Source organism: Bradyrhizobium sp. 197 (genome assembly GCF_023073375.1).
Taxonomy (GTDB): Bacteria; Pseudomonadota; Alphaproteobacteria; order Rhizobiales; family Xanthobacteraceae; genus Bradyrhizobium.
The window spans coordinates 176,386-189,965 of sequence record NZ_JADPJJ010000007.1 but is presented as its reverse complement, the minus strand read 5'-3'; the positions used below and the strand labels follow the sequence as shown (position 1 = coordinate 189,965).

Here is a 13,580-nt window from a genome sequence, read left to right as displayed (position 1 = left end):
CGGCCTGCTGATCGACCAGATCGGCGAGGTGCTGCGGCTTGCCGAAGACAACATGGAAGAAAACCCCGTCAACCTCGATCCCCGCATGGCCAAGCTCGCTGGCGGCGTCCACCGCCTCGACGGACAGCTCATGGTCGTCCTCGACGTCGATCGCGTCCTCGAGCTCGCGCCCGAGATGATGGCGGCCTGATACGGCGGCACTACCGCCGACGTACCTGCAATTGGAAGTGCCCCCGCAAAGGGGGTAGAAGCAGAGGTTCACATGCGAACTTGTCTCGTCGTTGATGATTCCAGCGTCATCCGCAAGGTTGCGCGCCGGATCCTGGAGGGCCTCGACTTCCAGATCCTCGAAGCGGAAGATGGTGAGAAAGCGCTGGAAGCCTGCAAGCGCGGCCTGCCCGACGCAGTGCTGCTCGACTGGAACATGCCCGTGATGGACGGCTACGAGTTCCTCGGCCATCTCAGGCGCATGCCCGGTGGCGACCAGCCCAAGGTCGTGTTCTGCACCACCGAGAACGACGTCGCGCACATCGCGCGCGCACTGCACGCCGGCGCCAACGAGTATATCATGAAGCCGTTCGACAAAGACATCGTGACGGCGAAATTCCAGGAAGTCGGGCTTATCTGAGCGACCGCCCGGAGGCTGAACGGATCCTTCGGCGTTTGTTTTCAACTGAACCGTTTCAGTCCGAGTTGGTGAGTAATGAGCGTTGCGTTCGCAGGTAATTCGACCACGGGTTCGTCGCGCGAAGCCGGCCCGTTGCGGGTGATGATCGTCGACGACTCCGTCGTCATCCGCGGTCTGATCTCGCGCTGGATCGGTGCCGAGCACGACATGGAGGTCGCGGCCTCGCTGCGCACCGGGCTCGAGGCGGTCAACCAGATCGAACGCATCAACCCTGATGTTGCCGTGCTCGACATCGAAATGCCCGAGCTGGACGGCATCTCGGCGCTGCCGCAATTGCTGGCGAAGAAGCGCGATCTCGTCATCATCATGGCCTCGACGCTGACCCGCCGTAACGCGGAGATCAGCTTCAAGGCGCTGTCGCTCGGCGCGGCCGACTACATTCCGAAGCCGGAATCGACGCGCGAGGCGTCGGCTGCGGACATCTTCCATCACGACCTGATCCAGAAGATCCGCCACCTCGGCGCACGTCTGCGCCGGAAGCCCGCCGTTGCGAGCCCGCCGCTGGCGCCCGCAAGCCCGGCATCAGTCGCACGTGGACCGGCTGTCGCGCGGCCTGTTACGCCCTCACCGGCTCCGGCCATACATGCCCTGTCGTCGGGGCCGCTGACCACGCGTCCGTTCTCGACCCAGGCGCCGAAGGTGCTGCTGATCGGCTCGTCGACCGGCGGTCCTCAGGCGCTGATGGCGCTTGTCACCGAGCTCGGTCCGGTGATCGACCGCTTCCCGGTGCTGATCACCCAGCACATGCCGCCGACCTTCACGACCATCCTTGCCGAGCATCTGGCACGCACGAGCCGCAAGCCAGCGGCCGAGGCGGTCGATGGCGAGCCGGTAAAGCCGGGCCGCATCTATCTTGCGCCGGGCGGCAAGCACATGCGCGTCGTGCGCAGCGGCGCCGACGTGGCGATCGCGCTCGACGACGGCCCCGCCGTCAATTTCTGCAAGCCCGCGGTCGACCCGCTGTTCACCTCCGCCATCGACATCTGGCATGGCGCCATCCTCTCCGTCATCCTGACGGGCATGGGCTCGGACGGCATGCGCGGCGGCAAGGACGTCGTTGCCGCCGGCGGCAGCGTCATCGCGCAGGACGAAGCCACGAGCGTGGTCTGGGGCATGCCGGGCGCGGCGGCCCATGCCGGCATCTGCGCGGCGATCCTGCCGCTCAACCAGATCGGCGCCCGGGTCAATCGCCTGTTCGCAGGAGACCGCTCGTGACGCCGGTCGACTACGACTATCTGCGCAAGTTCCTGAAAGAGCGCTCCGGCCTCGATCTCTCCCCGGACAAGCAGTATCTGGTTGAGAGCCGTCTGCTGCCGCTGGCCCGCAAGGCTAGTCTTCCCGGCATTCCCGATCTCGTGCTGAAGATCAGGAACGGCGACGGGCGGCTTGCGACCGACGTGGTCGAAGCGATGACCACCAACGAGACCTTCTTCTACCGCGACAAGATTCCGTTCGATCACTTACGCGAAACCATCCTGCCGGGTCTGCTTCGGGCGCGCGCGGCGCGCAGATCGCTGCGCATCTGGTCGGCGGCGTCGTCGACGGGGCAGGAGCCCTATTCGATCGCGATGTGCGTGAAGGAGATGGGCACAGCCTTCGCCGGCTGGCGCATCGAGATCGTCGCCACCGATCTGTCGCAGGAGGTGCTGGAGAAATCCAAGGCCGGCGTCTACAGCCAGTTCGAGGTGCAGCGCGGCCTGCCGATCCAGCACCTGATGAAATACTTCACGCAATCGGGCGACATCTGGCAGCTCAATGCCGACATTCGCGCGATGGTGCAGTTCCGCCAGCTCAATCTGTTGCAGGACTTCTCCCATCTCGGCACGTTCGACGTGATCTTCTGCCGCAACGTGCTGATCTATTTCGACCAGGACACCAAGGCGGTGATCTTCGAGCGCATGACGAAGGGACTGGAAGTCGACGGCACGCTGCTGCTTGGCGCCGCCGAATCCGTCGTCGGCATCACCGACGCGTTCCGTCCGATCGCCGACCGCCGCGGTCTCTATCAGCTCAACCCGACGCGCTCCGGCCGCCCGATGGGCGGATTCATGCCGCCGTCGTTGAAGGTCGCCGCGGCGCGGTAAACTCTCTTCCTTGTCCCCACAAGGTGAGGGGGAAGAGCGTAACTCACAAAATCGCATGCGGCAGAAACCGCGAGCCGTTGCCGGTGATCGGGCTTTCATCCTCGCGGATCGACAGGCCGCAGGGTTCGTGATTCACCAGCCAGCTTCCCACCACCGGATAGAAGCCTGAAAAATTCGGCAGCGGTGACAATGCCTGCCGCACAAATCCTTCGGCGCCGTAAGGGCCGGCCTGCTCGTCGAGCGGCATGCCGTCAGACACCAGCGTGACATTGGCGCCTTCGCGCGACAGCAGCGGCTTGCGCACATAGGAGCTTCCGAGCTCGGCCGCCCGCGGATCGTCCTCGAAGAAGGCCGGCAGCAGATGGGGATGGTTCGGAAACATCTCCCAGAGCAGCGGCAGGATGCCCTTGTTCGAGAGCACCGCCTTCCACGGCGGTTCGATCCAGCGCGTCGCTGCGTCCTTGAGCTTCGCGCCGAAGGCGTCGTGGAACATCCATTCCCAGGGATAGAGCTTGAAGGCGAGCGCTATGTCGCGGCCGTCGATATCGACGAAGCCGCCGGCCTGGTCGCGCCAGCCGATCGCCTCGATGTCGAGCAGTGTGGTTGTCAGTCCCGCCTGGCGCGCCGTGTCTTCGAGATAGGCGAGCGTGCCGGCGTCCTCGTCATTGCCTGTGGTGCCGGCGAGATGGACATGGCGACCTGCGGCAATCTGCTTCCACGCTTCGATCAGCCGCTCGTGGATGGAGTTGAACTGGTCAGCGCGTGACGGGATGATTTGGCGATCGATCGCCTGTTCGACCCAGGTCCATTGAAACACCGCGGCTTCGAAAACCGAGGTCGGCGTATCCGCGTTGTATTCGAGCAGCTTTGCCGGCCCCTTGCCGTCGAATTTCAGATCGAGCCGGCCATAGAGGCTGCGGTCGTCTCGTGCCCAGCTTTCGGCGATCAAGCTCCAGAACGCGTCCGATATCTTCAAGCGCTGCAGATGGCGCTCGTCGCCGATCACGCGGCCGGCAAGCTCCAGGCACATCGCGTCGATCTCGCCGGTCGGCGTCTCGATGCCGCGCTCGATCTCGTCGAGCGTGAAGGCGTAGTAGGCGCGCTCGTCCCAATAGCGCTCGCCGTCGATGGTGTGGAAGGCGAAGCCGTATTGTTCGGCAGTCTGCCGCCAGTCGTCGCGCTCGGGGCAGACGATGCGTCGCATGGATCAGCCGCCACCCGAAAAGCCGTGACCAAACGAGCCGAACCCGCCGCGGCTCACGCCGCCGGAGCCTGAATCGGACGACGTTCCCGACGAGGAATGGCTCGAGGAGTCGCTGCTGAAGAAACTCGATCGCGACGACCAGCGCGAGCCGCCGCCTGACGATCCGCTTCTGCTGCTGCACGCGGCGCTTGCCTGCACCGGCGCGGCTCCGTGGACTGTCGCCCCGGGAGCAGAGGGCTCGCAATTCTGCCGCGGCATCACCGTGTAGGCGGTGGCGCCGACCGCGATTGTGCCCATCACCAGCAGCGCGACATGGCCGGAGCGCTTTACCGGCTGTTGCGGAGGCGGCGGTCCCGCCGCCGGCCGGTGTTTGCCGAACTCCTTTTTGGAGGGCCTGTCGGCCATGTCAGTAGATCATGCAGGCGGCGTTGAGCAGGCCCGCGGCGAGCGACGACAGCCCGAGCCAGATCGCGGGCGCGAGCTCGCCGGCGGCGATCCGCGCCGACAGGTTCGGCACCGGCACCTTCACCAGAAAGAACACGACGATCTGAACGAGCAGCCCGATCATCGCCCAGATCAGGCAGTCCAGCACATTGGCCGAATGCGCGATGGCGCTAACCAGCGGCGCCACGAAGCCCAGCAGGCTGAGGCCGAGCGCGATCGCGGCAGCCGGATCGTTGTCGCGGATCAGCTGGAATTCGTTGTGCGCCGTGATGCGGGTGTAGACGAACAGATACGCCACGATCGCGACCAGCCCGGTGCAGAAATAGACCAGGAAGACGGGCAAGCCGGCCAGTGATTGCAGGATCATCGTTCCCCCATCGTGCAGCGACCATTCGTCGGCGGGGGAAGGATAGCGGTTCAATGGCGGGAGGACGATCAGGCCGCGTTCGTGTCCCCAAAAAACAAAAACCCCGCCATTTGCGGCGGGGTCCAGGCTGGGAGGAGCAAGCCCCTGGGGCTTGCGACGTAAACTGATCAGGCGGGAATGCGCTCTTCGACCTCGTGCGGCTCGCGCAGCACGTAGCCGCGGCCCCACACGGTCTCGATAAAGTTGCGGCCTTCCGAGGCATTCGCGAGCTTCTTGCGGAGCTTGCAGATGAAGACGTCGATGATCTTCAGCTCCGGCTCGTCCATGCCGCCGTAGAGGTGGTTGAGGAACATTTCCTTGGTGAGGGTCGTACCCTTGCGGAGCGAGAGCAGCTCCAGCATCTGGTATTCCTTACCGGTCAGATGCACGCGCTGGCCGCCGACTTCGACCGTCTTGGTGTCGAGGTTGACAACGAGGTCGCCGGTCTGGATGACCGACTGGGCATGGCCCTTGGAACGGCGCACGATCGCGTGGATGCGGGCAACCAGCTCGTCCTTGTGGAAGGGCTTGGTCATGTAGTCGTCGGCGCCGACGCCGAGACCCTTGACCTTGTCCTCGATGCCGGCGAGGCCGGAGAGGATCAGAATTGGTGTCTTGATCTTGGAGACCCGGAGCTGCTTGAGCACGTCGTAGCCGGACATGTCGGGCAGGTTGAGGTCGAGAAGGATAATGTCGTAATCGTATAATTTACCGAGATCGACGCCTTCTTCCCCCAAATCGGTCGTGTAGACGTTGAAGCTCTCAGACTTCAGCATCAGCTCGATCGACTGCGCGACGGCGCTGTCATCTTCAATCAGCAAAACGCGCATGCCAGTTCCCCATAGTCGCCGCTCCTGGGCGTCAGGTCGGCCGCATTCGCGGCACACAACAAAACGCCTTTGAACAACTGATTCGGATCCTGACAACAGATGGTTAACAAATTCTGATTCTGGAACGCAAGCCCTGTAGATGCAATTTTGGTCGAATCGCCCTAAGGTCTTGTGCGCGAAGCAGCTTTCGTTATCCGGTTGCGTTCAAGTTCCACTTTAAGAGACGGGCCTAACCGACTCCCGCGACTCAACCTTCTTCTGAAGGGGAGCCACGCTCAGTCACAAAGACAGTGACGCAATGATTAACGATGCGGGTAAACACGAAGTTAAGCGCCGTTCAGAAATATGGCGAAATTTAAGGTTTTCGCCACGAACCCCCGGGATCACGCAGGCGATCACCCCATCAAGGCCCTCTTGTGAAGGCACTCTCTTAATGAAAGCTCTTGCCGAATGAAGGCGCTGGCCGAACAGATCGGCGATATCGACGGCGTCAATATTTATGGCCGTGTGGTCGGCGTGCGCGGCCTGATGGTCGAGGTGGCCGGCCCGATCCACGCGATGTCGGTCGGCGCGCGGCTCGTGATCGAGACCGGCGGCAACCGTTCCATCCCCTGCGAGGTGATCGGCTTCTCCGGCAACAATGCCGTCGTGATGCCGTTCGCCGGCCTCGACGGCGTGCGGCGCGGCTGCAAGGCCGTTGTCGCCAATTCCGCAAATCAGGTGCGGCCTTGCGCGGCCTGGCTCGGCCGCGTCGTCAATGCACTGGGCGAGCCGATCGACGGCAAGGGGCCGCTGCCGCAGGGCCCGGCGCCGATGCCGTACCGCAATTCGCCGCCGCCGGCGCACTCGCGCAAGCGCGTCGGCGCGCCGCTCGATCTCGGCGTGCGCGCGATGAACACCTTTCTCACCTGTTGCCGCGGCCAGCGCATGGGCATCTTCGCAGGTTCCGGCGTCGGCAAATCGGTGCTGCTGTCGATGCTCGCGCGCAATGTCGATGCCGCGGTCAGCGTGATCGGGCTGATCGGCGAACGTGGCCGCGAGGTGCAGGAGTTCTTGCAGGACGACCTCGGAGAGGAGGGCCTGGCGCGCTCCGTCGTCGTGGTCGCGACCTCCGACGAGCCGGCGCTGATGCGCCGTCAGGCCGCGTATCTCACGCTCGCGGTCGCCGAATATTTTCGCGACGAGGAGCAGGACGTCCTGTGCCTGATGGATTCGGTGACGCGCTTTGCCATGGCTCAGCGCGAGATCGGTCTGTCCGCCGGCGAACCGCCGACCGCCAAGGGCTACACGCCGACCGTGTTCACCGAGCTGCCGAAGCTTCTGGAGCGCGCCGGACCGGGCCTGGGCGAGGGCGCCATCACCGCGATCTTCACCGTGCTGGTCGACGGCGACGACCATAACGAGCCGATCGCGGATGCTGTCCGCGGTATCCTCGACGGCCACATCGTGATGCAGCGCTCGATCGCCGAGCGCGGCCGCTACCCCGCCATCAACATCCTCAAATCCGTCTCCCGCACCATGCCGAAATCGGCCGACCCGCAATTCTGGCCGACCATCCAGCGGGCGCGCCAGGTAATGGCGACCTATGCCGACATGGAGGAATTGATCCGGCTCGGGGCCTACCGCGCCGGCTCCAGCCCCGAGGTCGACGAGGCGATCCGCCTGCACGAGCCGCTGGAGGCCTTCCTGCGCCAGCGCAAGGACGAAAATGCATCACTGGCGGACGGCTACCGCCAGTTGGCGCTAATCCTCGGCAATTTGGAAACGGAACGCTAACTTTGTCCCGTCATCATCCCATCCCACAGAGTAGCAGAGCCGGTCTTGGCCCCAGTCGGGCCCGTGGGGAGACCGGTGTTGTCCCACGTGCAGCCAAGGGACTTCTGGGGAGTACGAGTCGATGAAGTCACGTGATACCCTCATTCGCCTGAAGAAATTTCAGGTCGACGAGAAGCGCCGCCGGGTCACCCAGATCGAGACCATGATTGCCGACTTCCAGCGGATGTCGACCGATCTCGAACGCGAGATCTCGACCGAGCAGGAGCGTGCCGGGATCAACGATCCCTCGCACTTCGCCTATCCGACCTATGCCAAGGCGGCGATCCAGCGCCGCGAGAACCTGACCCGTTCGGCCGACGAGCTGAAGGGCCAGCTCGACGAAGCCAAGGCCGCGCTGGCCGAAGCCTTCGAGGAACTGAAGAAGGTCGAGCTCCTCGACGAGCGCGACCAGGCCCGCGAACGCGCCGAGGAAAACGCCCGCGAGCAGGCCGACCTCGACAGCATCGGCCTGATGCGTGCCCGCATGGGCGCCGTTGCCTGAGGCACTAGCCGCCAGACCTGCGAGAATTTTGCAGAACCCGGACCCGCAAGGGCCGGGTTTTCGCATGTGCTGTCCACAGCGTGGCGACGCGCCCCCTTGGTGGTCGGCTTTGTCGCGCGCTATGGTGGCGGAGTGCCAGAGCCTGCGCGGAACGCGACGGGCCGCGCATTGGGGGGCTGAATGCTGACGCCAGCAGAGCTGGTCGGGCTGATTGGGGCGGTAGCGCAGGGCGATCAGGCCGCGTTCGAACGCCTCTACGTCGCCACGCGCGCGAAACTCTTTGGCGTCGTGCTCCGTATCTTACGCCAACAGGATATCGCAGAGGAGGTCATTCAGGAGACCTACGTCAAGATCTGGAACCGCGCCGGCCAGTTCAATCCCGCTCTGTCGTCGCCGATTACGTGGATGGCGTCGATCGCGCGCAACCGCGCCATCGACATCGTGCGCAAGAAGACGGAAGTCTCCATCGAGGAAGAGCCGCAGGCGATGGAAGTCGCAGGCGACAGCCCCGATCCGCTGGCGCGGAGGGAGATGACCGAGGAATTGAAGCGGCTCCTGGAATGTATCGGCCGGCTCGAGCCGGACCGTCAAAGACTCGTGCTTCTCGCCTATTACAACGGCTGGAGCCGCGAGCAATTGGCGGAGAAATTCGCGGTGCCCGTCAACACGGTGAAGACGTGGCTCCGCCGCAGCATGTTGGATATTCGCGCATGTCTTGGACTATGAGGGCTTGGACTATGAGGCTTGGGCTATGAGGGCTTGGGCAATGAGAGCTCATACTGTGAGGGTGGGTCTGGACTGCAAGTGATGGCCTATACGGAGGACCATATCGCGCTCGCCGCGGAATATGCGCTCGGTACGCTCGACGCCGACGAGCGCGCGCAGGTCGAGACCATGATGGCGGTGGACAAGGCGTTCGCCGAGATCGTGCAGGCGTGGGCGTACCGGATCGGGGTGCTCAACCAGATGGTCGGCTCGATCGAGCCGCGTCCGATCGTGTGGGAGAACATCAGGTCCGAGCTCGCGCGGACGGACTTTGCGCAGGAGCCGCCGGCGCTGCAGGACGTCGCGCCGCCGCTACCGCCATCTGTGCCGGAATTTTCCTCGCTCGACACCGTGCCTCCGGAGCTGCCGTCGCAGGATATGCAACAACCGGGGCCGCAGCCTCCCGAAGCGGAGCAGGGCGAAGCGGTGCGCTCCGAGCGCGACGCGATTCCCGACGTCGTGCCGATATTCATGCCGCAGGTCCATGCGCCAGACCCGCAGGTCGCGCGTGTGCCGCCGGCGCCGGTCGCCGACAACAGCAATGTGATTCGGCTCGAGGGCCGTGTGAAGCGCTGGCGCACCATCGCATCCGCCGTCGGTGCACTCGCGGCCGCGCTGCTCGTGACGCTGTCGCTTCAGATATTCCGGCCCGAGGCGCTGCCGGGCGGCTTGCGTCCGCCCGTGCGCATCCAGACGGTCGAGGTGAAGACACCGGCGTCGCTTCCGCCTTCGTCGCAATACGTCGCGCTGTTGCAGGGCCAGGGCGGCGGTCCCGCCTTCATCCTCACCATCGACGGTGCGTCCAGGAATTTTACCGTGCGCAAGGTCGGCGCGACGCCGGAGCCCGGCAAGAGTTTCGAGCTCTGGCTGATCTCCGACAGGCTGCCGGGCCCGCGCTCGCTGGGCGTGATCGGCGCAGGCGATTTCACCGCACGACCGGTGCTCGGTTCGTACGATGCCGACGTCGTCAACGGCGCGACCTACGCCGTCACTGTCGAGCAGACGGGCGGCTCGCCCAACGGGCAGCCGACCTCGGCGCCGGTATTTTCCGGCAAGCTGATCGAGACCGTGCCGCCGTCCCAGCCGCAGGCGCCCGCGAAGAAGTAGACGCGCGCTGTCGCCACGGTCCGTCCCGCCGTCGCATCCCGACAAGTCCCGCCGAATCCGCCCTCGATTTGAACCTCTGCGCATTTCGCCGCGTCAAATGCCCGGAATTTGCAGTCGGCGCCGCCGATCATGGTGCCGGAGAGGGGCGAGAAATCAGATGGATGCAGCGAAAACGTCGGGCATCTTCGTTCACCAATATGCAGGGCTGCCACACGGCCCGGCCTTCGAACATTGGCGCGAGCGGACCTTCGGTTGCTGCGGCCTGGATATCGGGCCGAGCCGGGGCGACAGCATCGATTGCCGGCTCCAGGTCAGCGTGGTCGATAATATCGCGCTCGCCATTCCCGAAGGTGCCTCCGCGCAATATTCACGCACCCAGAGCCACCTTGCCGACGGCAGCGACGATCTCGTCCTGATCGCGGGCCATGCGGGCCTCGTCCGCGTCGGGCAGAACGGCCATGCCGTGGAGCTTGCACCCGCGCAGATGGTGCTCGTCGACATGGGCATCACCGGCACCGTCGGCCATAGCGACGAAGATCGCTTCACCACCATCCGCATGCCGCGTCGCGCCCTGCTCGAGATCAATCCGCGCGCCGAGGACAAGCTGTCGCAAGTGCTCTCGGACGGCGCGGTCGCCGAGACGATCTTCCGCTACCATTCCCTTGCCGCCCATCAGGCGCCGCATCTCGATGCCGTCGGCCAGCGCCTCACCGCGCAGCACATGGTCGATCTCGTCGGCCTCCTGCTCGGCACCGACGCCGAACATGCAAGTCTCGCGCGCGGCCGCGGGCAGGCGGCGGCCCGCCTCGATCTCATGCGCGCCGACGTGATGGCTGCGCTTGGCCGCAACGATCTCTGCCTGTCCGAGATCGCCACGCGCTCCGGCCTGAGCCCGCGCCAGGCACAGCGCCTGTTCGAGCAGGCCGGAACGACCTTTACCGAATTCGTGCTGGAGCAGCGCCTGCTGCAAGCGCGCAAGCTGCTCGGCGATCCTCGCGCCAGGGCCCGCAAGATCAGCGACATCGCGCACTCATCAGGCTTCTCCGATCTGTCCTATTTCAACCGTGCCTTCCGCAAGCGCTTTGGCGCGACGCCGTCGGAACTGCGCGAGGCCTGAGCCGCGCTGAGAATTTGTGCTGCGCGCCGGTGCCACCGCAGTTGGTCCGCCCGGCCGGATGAGCTATACCTGTCTGAATGGTCAGACGGCTTGATCGTTCGTCGCTTCGTCGTCGCTCTCTTGGGAATGCAGTCAACGGACATGGCGCGTATTGTCGTGCTCGGCGCCGGGTTTGCAGGTCTGTGGGCGGCCATCGGTGCCGCACGCAAGCGCGACGAGATCGGTGCGGCCGGTCGTGACATCGAGATCTGTGTCGTCGATCGCAATCCCTATCACAACATCCGCGTTCGCAATTACGAGGCCGACCTCAGCGAGGTCGCGCTTCCGCTATCGCAACTGCTCGATCCGATCGGCGTCCGTCACGGGATCGGCGAGGTCGAAGCCATCGATCCGGCCCGGCGCGAGATTTCGCTGGTCACGGGTAGCGGCGACGAGACGCTGGCTTATGACCGGCTGGTGCTGGCGCTCGGCAGCGAAGTGATGCGTCCCGCCATTCCCGGCCTTGTCGAGCATGCTTTCGATGTCGACACCTATCCTGCCGCGCTCCGCCTCGAGGATCATCTCACTTCGCTCGGACGCAGCGCGCCTTCGCCGGGGCGCTCGACGGTCGTCGTGGTCGGCGCCGGCTTCACCGGCATCGAGGTCGCGGCCGAGATGCCCGACAGGCTGGCGCGCGCCGGCATCACCGGCAGCCGCCGTATCATCCTGGTCGATCCCAATCCGGCGGTAGGCGCCACCATCGGCGCGCACGCGCGTCCCGTGATCGAGACGGCGTTGGCTTCGCTCGACGTCGAGACACGGCTCGGCGTCCGCGTCGTATCCGTCGAGGCCGCCGGCCTGCGCCTGAACTCGGGCGAGTTCATTCCGACGCGGACGGTGATCTGGTGTGCCGGGATGCGCGCGAGCCCCCTGGCGGCGAGCTTTCCGGACGCACGCGATCGCCTCGGGCGCCTTCTCGTCGATCCCCTGTTGCGGGTTGCGGATGTCGGCGGTGTGTTCGCCGCCGGCGACGTCGCCTCGAGCGTGGTCGATGGCTTGCATCCGACCGTGATGTCCTGCCAGTTCGCCCGCCCCATGGGCCGCTTTGCCGGCCACAATGTCGTCGCCGATCTCGCAGGCCTGCCGATGCTGCCGCTGCGCATCGACTGGTACGTGACCGTGCTCGATCTCGGCGGCTGGGGCGCGCTCTATACGGAAGGATGGGACCGCGAAGTCCGTGCGATCGGCGCGGCCGCGAAGGCAACCAAACAGACCATCAACCGCAAGCGTATCTACCCGCCGCTCTCGGGGCGCAAGGACGAGCTCTTCGCCGCGGCAGCGCCGACAGTGCAAGCGCCGCCGCCGACTTATGGGGCGCGGTAGGCATCTGATCGGTGACCGGTTAGAGCACGACGGCCGGGCACCTCCGTCATGGCCACCCCGTTACTGCATCTACAAGCCCTTGCGTTGCTCGACGGGCAAAACACGCGAGCGGTGGGTCAACGCGCGGGGTCAAAAATATTCCACTTTGCCGAAATTCGGAAACGGCGTATGTGTCGCCTCACTCCGGCCCAAGGAAGAGGGGCGTATCGCGATCGTCACGAACGCGGGCCGGACGGCGGTGGACGTTGGTTACACCGGCGCGAAGGGTTTCGCAGGGCGGGCAACCGTGAGCGAAGGCGTCGCGCGCACGACCGGTGTGATCGGCGTACGGCAAAATCGTGTGGTCCTGACGCCCGGGGTCTGTGCGTCAAGTCTTGTGGTGATGTGTGTTGCCCGACCGGGCGCGCGCATCAGTCATCTGCAAGGCGACGGGGGCAATAGTGCATCGCTCCCCGGGGAGAGCACGACATAAGCCGTCAAACCACTGCGCAGGGAAGGCCGGACGTTTTGGCTTCACCTGTATGCCGCTGTGCAGATCTTTGACTGCAACCTTCGCACAGTGGACCGCGGGTGCCAGCCGGCGCCCGGTCTTCCCTGCGCCCTTTTCAATCGAGGGCAAGGCGACGAAGCAAAGCTCGGGCGAAATGCGCCGCGAGAGGGCGAAGGTGTGTCTACTGAAGAGAGGTCTCGTGCCCCGGACGCTGCGCAGCACGAAGTGATGCGCTGCAGAGCCGGGGCCCATGCATCAGCGGTTTGCGTGGCCTTCTGGGTCCCGGCTCTGCGCAGCAGCGTAAGAACGCTGCAGCGCGTCCGGGACAGGAGAGATGAATTCAGTCACGCGACGGAGATACCTCCAGACATGAGAAAGCGCCCGTGGGGGGCGGGCGCTTTCTGTAGTCGACTTGGGGTTGGGGTCGTCTACATATCCACGTGGCGACTTTGGGGGGCTGATAAAGAGCCGCGTGAATTCCTGAAACTCAAATCTCCTTAACGAACGAGCGAAACGTTCGAGCTGGTGATAGCGACCGGCTTGCCGGCCTTCATGACGCGCGCGGTCTGGGTCAGGCCTTCGTCTGAACTCGTACGCGCCGTGATGCCGAGACCCGCCACCACGATGCCGGCAACAAGCGCGACGACCACGATCTTGAGGTGGGTCGACCGATCTGCGCTGTAAATCGAGTGGTTCATGGAAGGCTCCTGCCGCCATCTACCCGAAGTAGTCGCCTGCTTGTTTGGACAGGTTCATACTCCCGGTG

The 13,580-nt window shown here is 64.8% G+C and carries 15 protein-coding genes; 10 read left to right on the top strand and 5 right to left on the bottom strand.

The features are described from left to right. The 4 genes from IVB27_RS02720 to IVB27_RS02705 form a co-directional block, all read left to right on the top strand. On the top strand, window positions 1-190 hold a 190-nt coding region (locus IVB27_RS02720; protein WP_247441178.1), incomplete at its 5' end, for a chemotaxis protein CheW. A gap of 72 nt (window positions 191-262) precedes the next feature. Then, window positions 263-628 (top strand): response regulator, encoded by a 366-nt coding sequence (locus IVB27_RS02715; protein WP_007600538.1) that lies wholly within the window; start codon window positions 263-265, stop codon window positions 626-628. A gap of 75 nt (window positions 629-703) precedes the next feature. After that, window positions 704-1,903 carry a protein-glutamate methylesterase/protein-glutamine glutaminase gene (cheB, locus tag IVB27_RS02710; protein WP_247441177.1) on the top strand — a complete coding sequence of 400 codons (1,200 nt, stop codon included), beginning with the start codon at window positions 704-706 and terminating at the stop codon, window positions 1,901-1,903. Next, window positions 1,900-2,772, top strand: coding sequence for a CheR family methyltransferase (locus tag IVB27_RS02705; protein ID WP_247441176.1), 873 nt, complete (start codon window positions 1,900-1,902; stop codon window positions 2,770-2,772). Before cheB ends, IVB27_RS02705 begins: the two co-directional genes overlap by 4 nt. Window positions 2,773-2,815: 43 nt before the next feature. On the opposite strand, the gene IVB27_RS02700 is transcribed toward IVB27_RS02705, so the two are convergent. From IVB27_RS02700 to ctrA, 4 genes are all read right to left on the bottom strand, one after another. After that, entirely contained in the window at window positions 2,816-3,976 is a 1,161-nt protein-coding gene (locus IVB27_RS02700; protein WP_247441174.1) for a glutathionylspermidine synthase family protein, read from the bottom strand. 3 nt (window positions 3,977-3,979) lie between these two features. After that, the gene (locus IVB27_RS02695; protein ID WP_247441173.1) at window positions 3,980-4,381 is read right to left on the bottom strand and encodes a hypothetical protein; all 402 of its coding nucleotides are present in this window, start codon (window positions 4,379-4,381) and stop codon (window positions 3,980-3,982) included. A 1-nt stretch (window position 4,382) separates the two neighbouring features. Further along, window positions 4,383-4,787, bottom strand: a complete 405-nt coding sequence (locus IVB27_RS02690; protein WP_247441172.1) for a DUF350 domain-containing protein — start codon at window positions 4,785-4,787, stop codon at window positions 4,383-4,385. 167 nt (window positions 4,788-4,954) lie between these two features. Next, a complete protein-coding gene (ctrA, locus tag IVB27_RS02685; protein ID WP_007600544.1) occupies window positions 4,955-5,656 on the bottom strand; it encodes a response regulator transcription factor CtrA in 702 nt (233 codons plus the stop codon). Between the two features lie 450 nt (window positions 5,657-6,106). Here ctrA and fliI point away from each other — a divergent pair, with 450 nt between their 5' ends. The 6 genes from fliI to IVB27_RS02655 all read left to right on the top strand — a co-directional run bounded on the left by fliI (window position 6,107) and on the right by IVB27_RS02655 (window position 12,324). Then, entirely contained in the window at window positions 6,107-7,432 is a 1,326-nt protein-coding gene (fliI, locus tag IVB27_RS02680) for a flagellar protein export ATPase FliI (protein WP_247441170.1), read from the top strand. A gap of 121 nt (window positions 7,433-7,553) precedes the next feature. Continuing rightward, complete coding sequence (fliJ, locus tag IVB27_RS02675) at window positions 7,554-7,973, top strand: flagellar export protein FliJ (protein ID WP_007606301.1); 420 nt, start codon at window positions 7,554-7,556, stop codon at window positions 7,971-7,973. Between the two features lie 180 nt (window positions 7,974-8,153). Continuing rightward, on the top strand, window positions 8,154-8,699 hold the full coding sequence (locus tag IVB27_RS02670; RefSeq protein WP_247441169.1) for a sigma-70 family RNA polymerase sigma factor: 546 nt from the start codon (window positions 8,154-8,156) through the stop codon (window positions 8,697-8,699). Between the two features lie 81 nt (window positions 8,700-8,780). Beyond that, the gene (locus tag IVB27_RS02665) at window positions 8,781-9,845 is read left to right on the top strand and encodes an anti-sigma factor (RefSeq protein ID WP_247441167.1); all 1,065 of its coding nucleotides are present in this window, start codon (window positions 8,781-8,783) and stop codon (window positions 9,843-9,845) included. A 157-nt stretch (window positions 9,846-10,002) separates the two neighbouring features. Next, on the top strand, window positions 10,003-10,962 hold the full coding sequence (locus IVB27_RS02660) for a helix-turn-helix transcriptional regulator (protein ID WP_247441165.1): 960 nt from the start codon (window positions 10,003-10,005) through the stop codon (window positions 10,960-10,962). A gap of 141 nt (window positions 10,963-11,103) precedes the next feature. Next, a complete protein-coding gene (locus IVB27_RS02655; RefSeq protein ID WP_247441163.1) occupies window positions 11,104-12,324 on the top strand; it encodes an NAD(P)/FAD-dependent oxidoreductase in 1,221 nt (406 codons plus the stop codon). A gap of 987 nt (window positions 12,325-13,311) precedes the next feature. On the opposite strand, the gene IVB27_RS02650 is transcribed toward IVB27_RS02655, so the two are convergent. Then, the gene (locus IVB27_RS02650; RefSeq protein ID WP_247348961.1) at window positions 13,312-13,512 is read right to left on the bottom strand and encodes a hypothetical protein; all 201 of its coding nucleotides are present in this window, start codon (window positions 13,510-13,512) and stop codon (window positions 13,312-13,314) included. Between the last annotated feature and the right edge of the window lie 68 nt (window positions 13,513-13,580).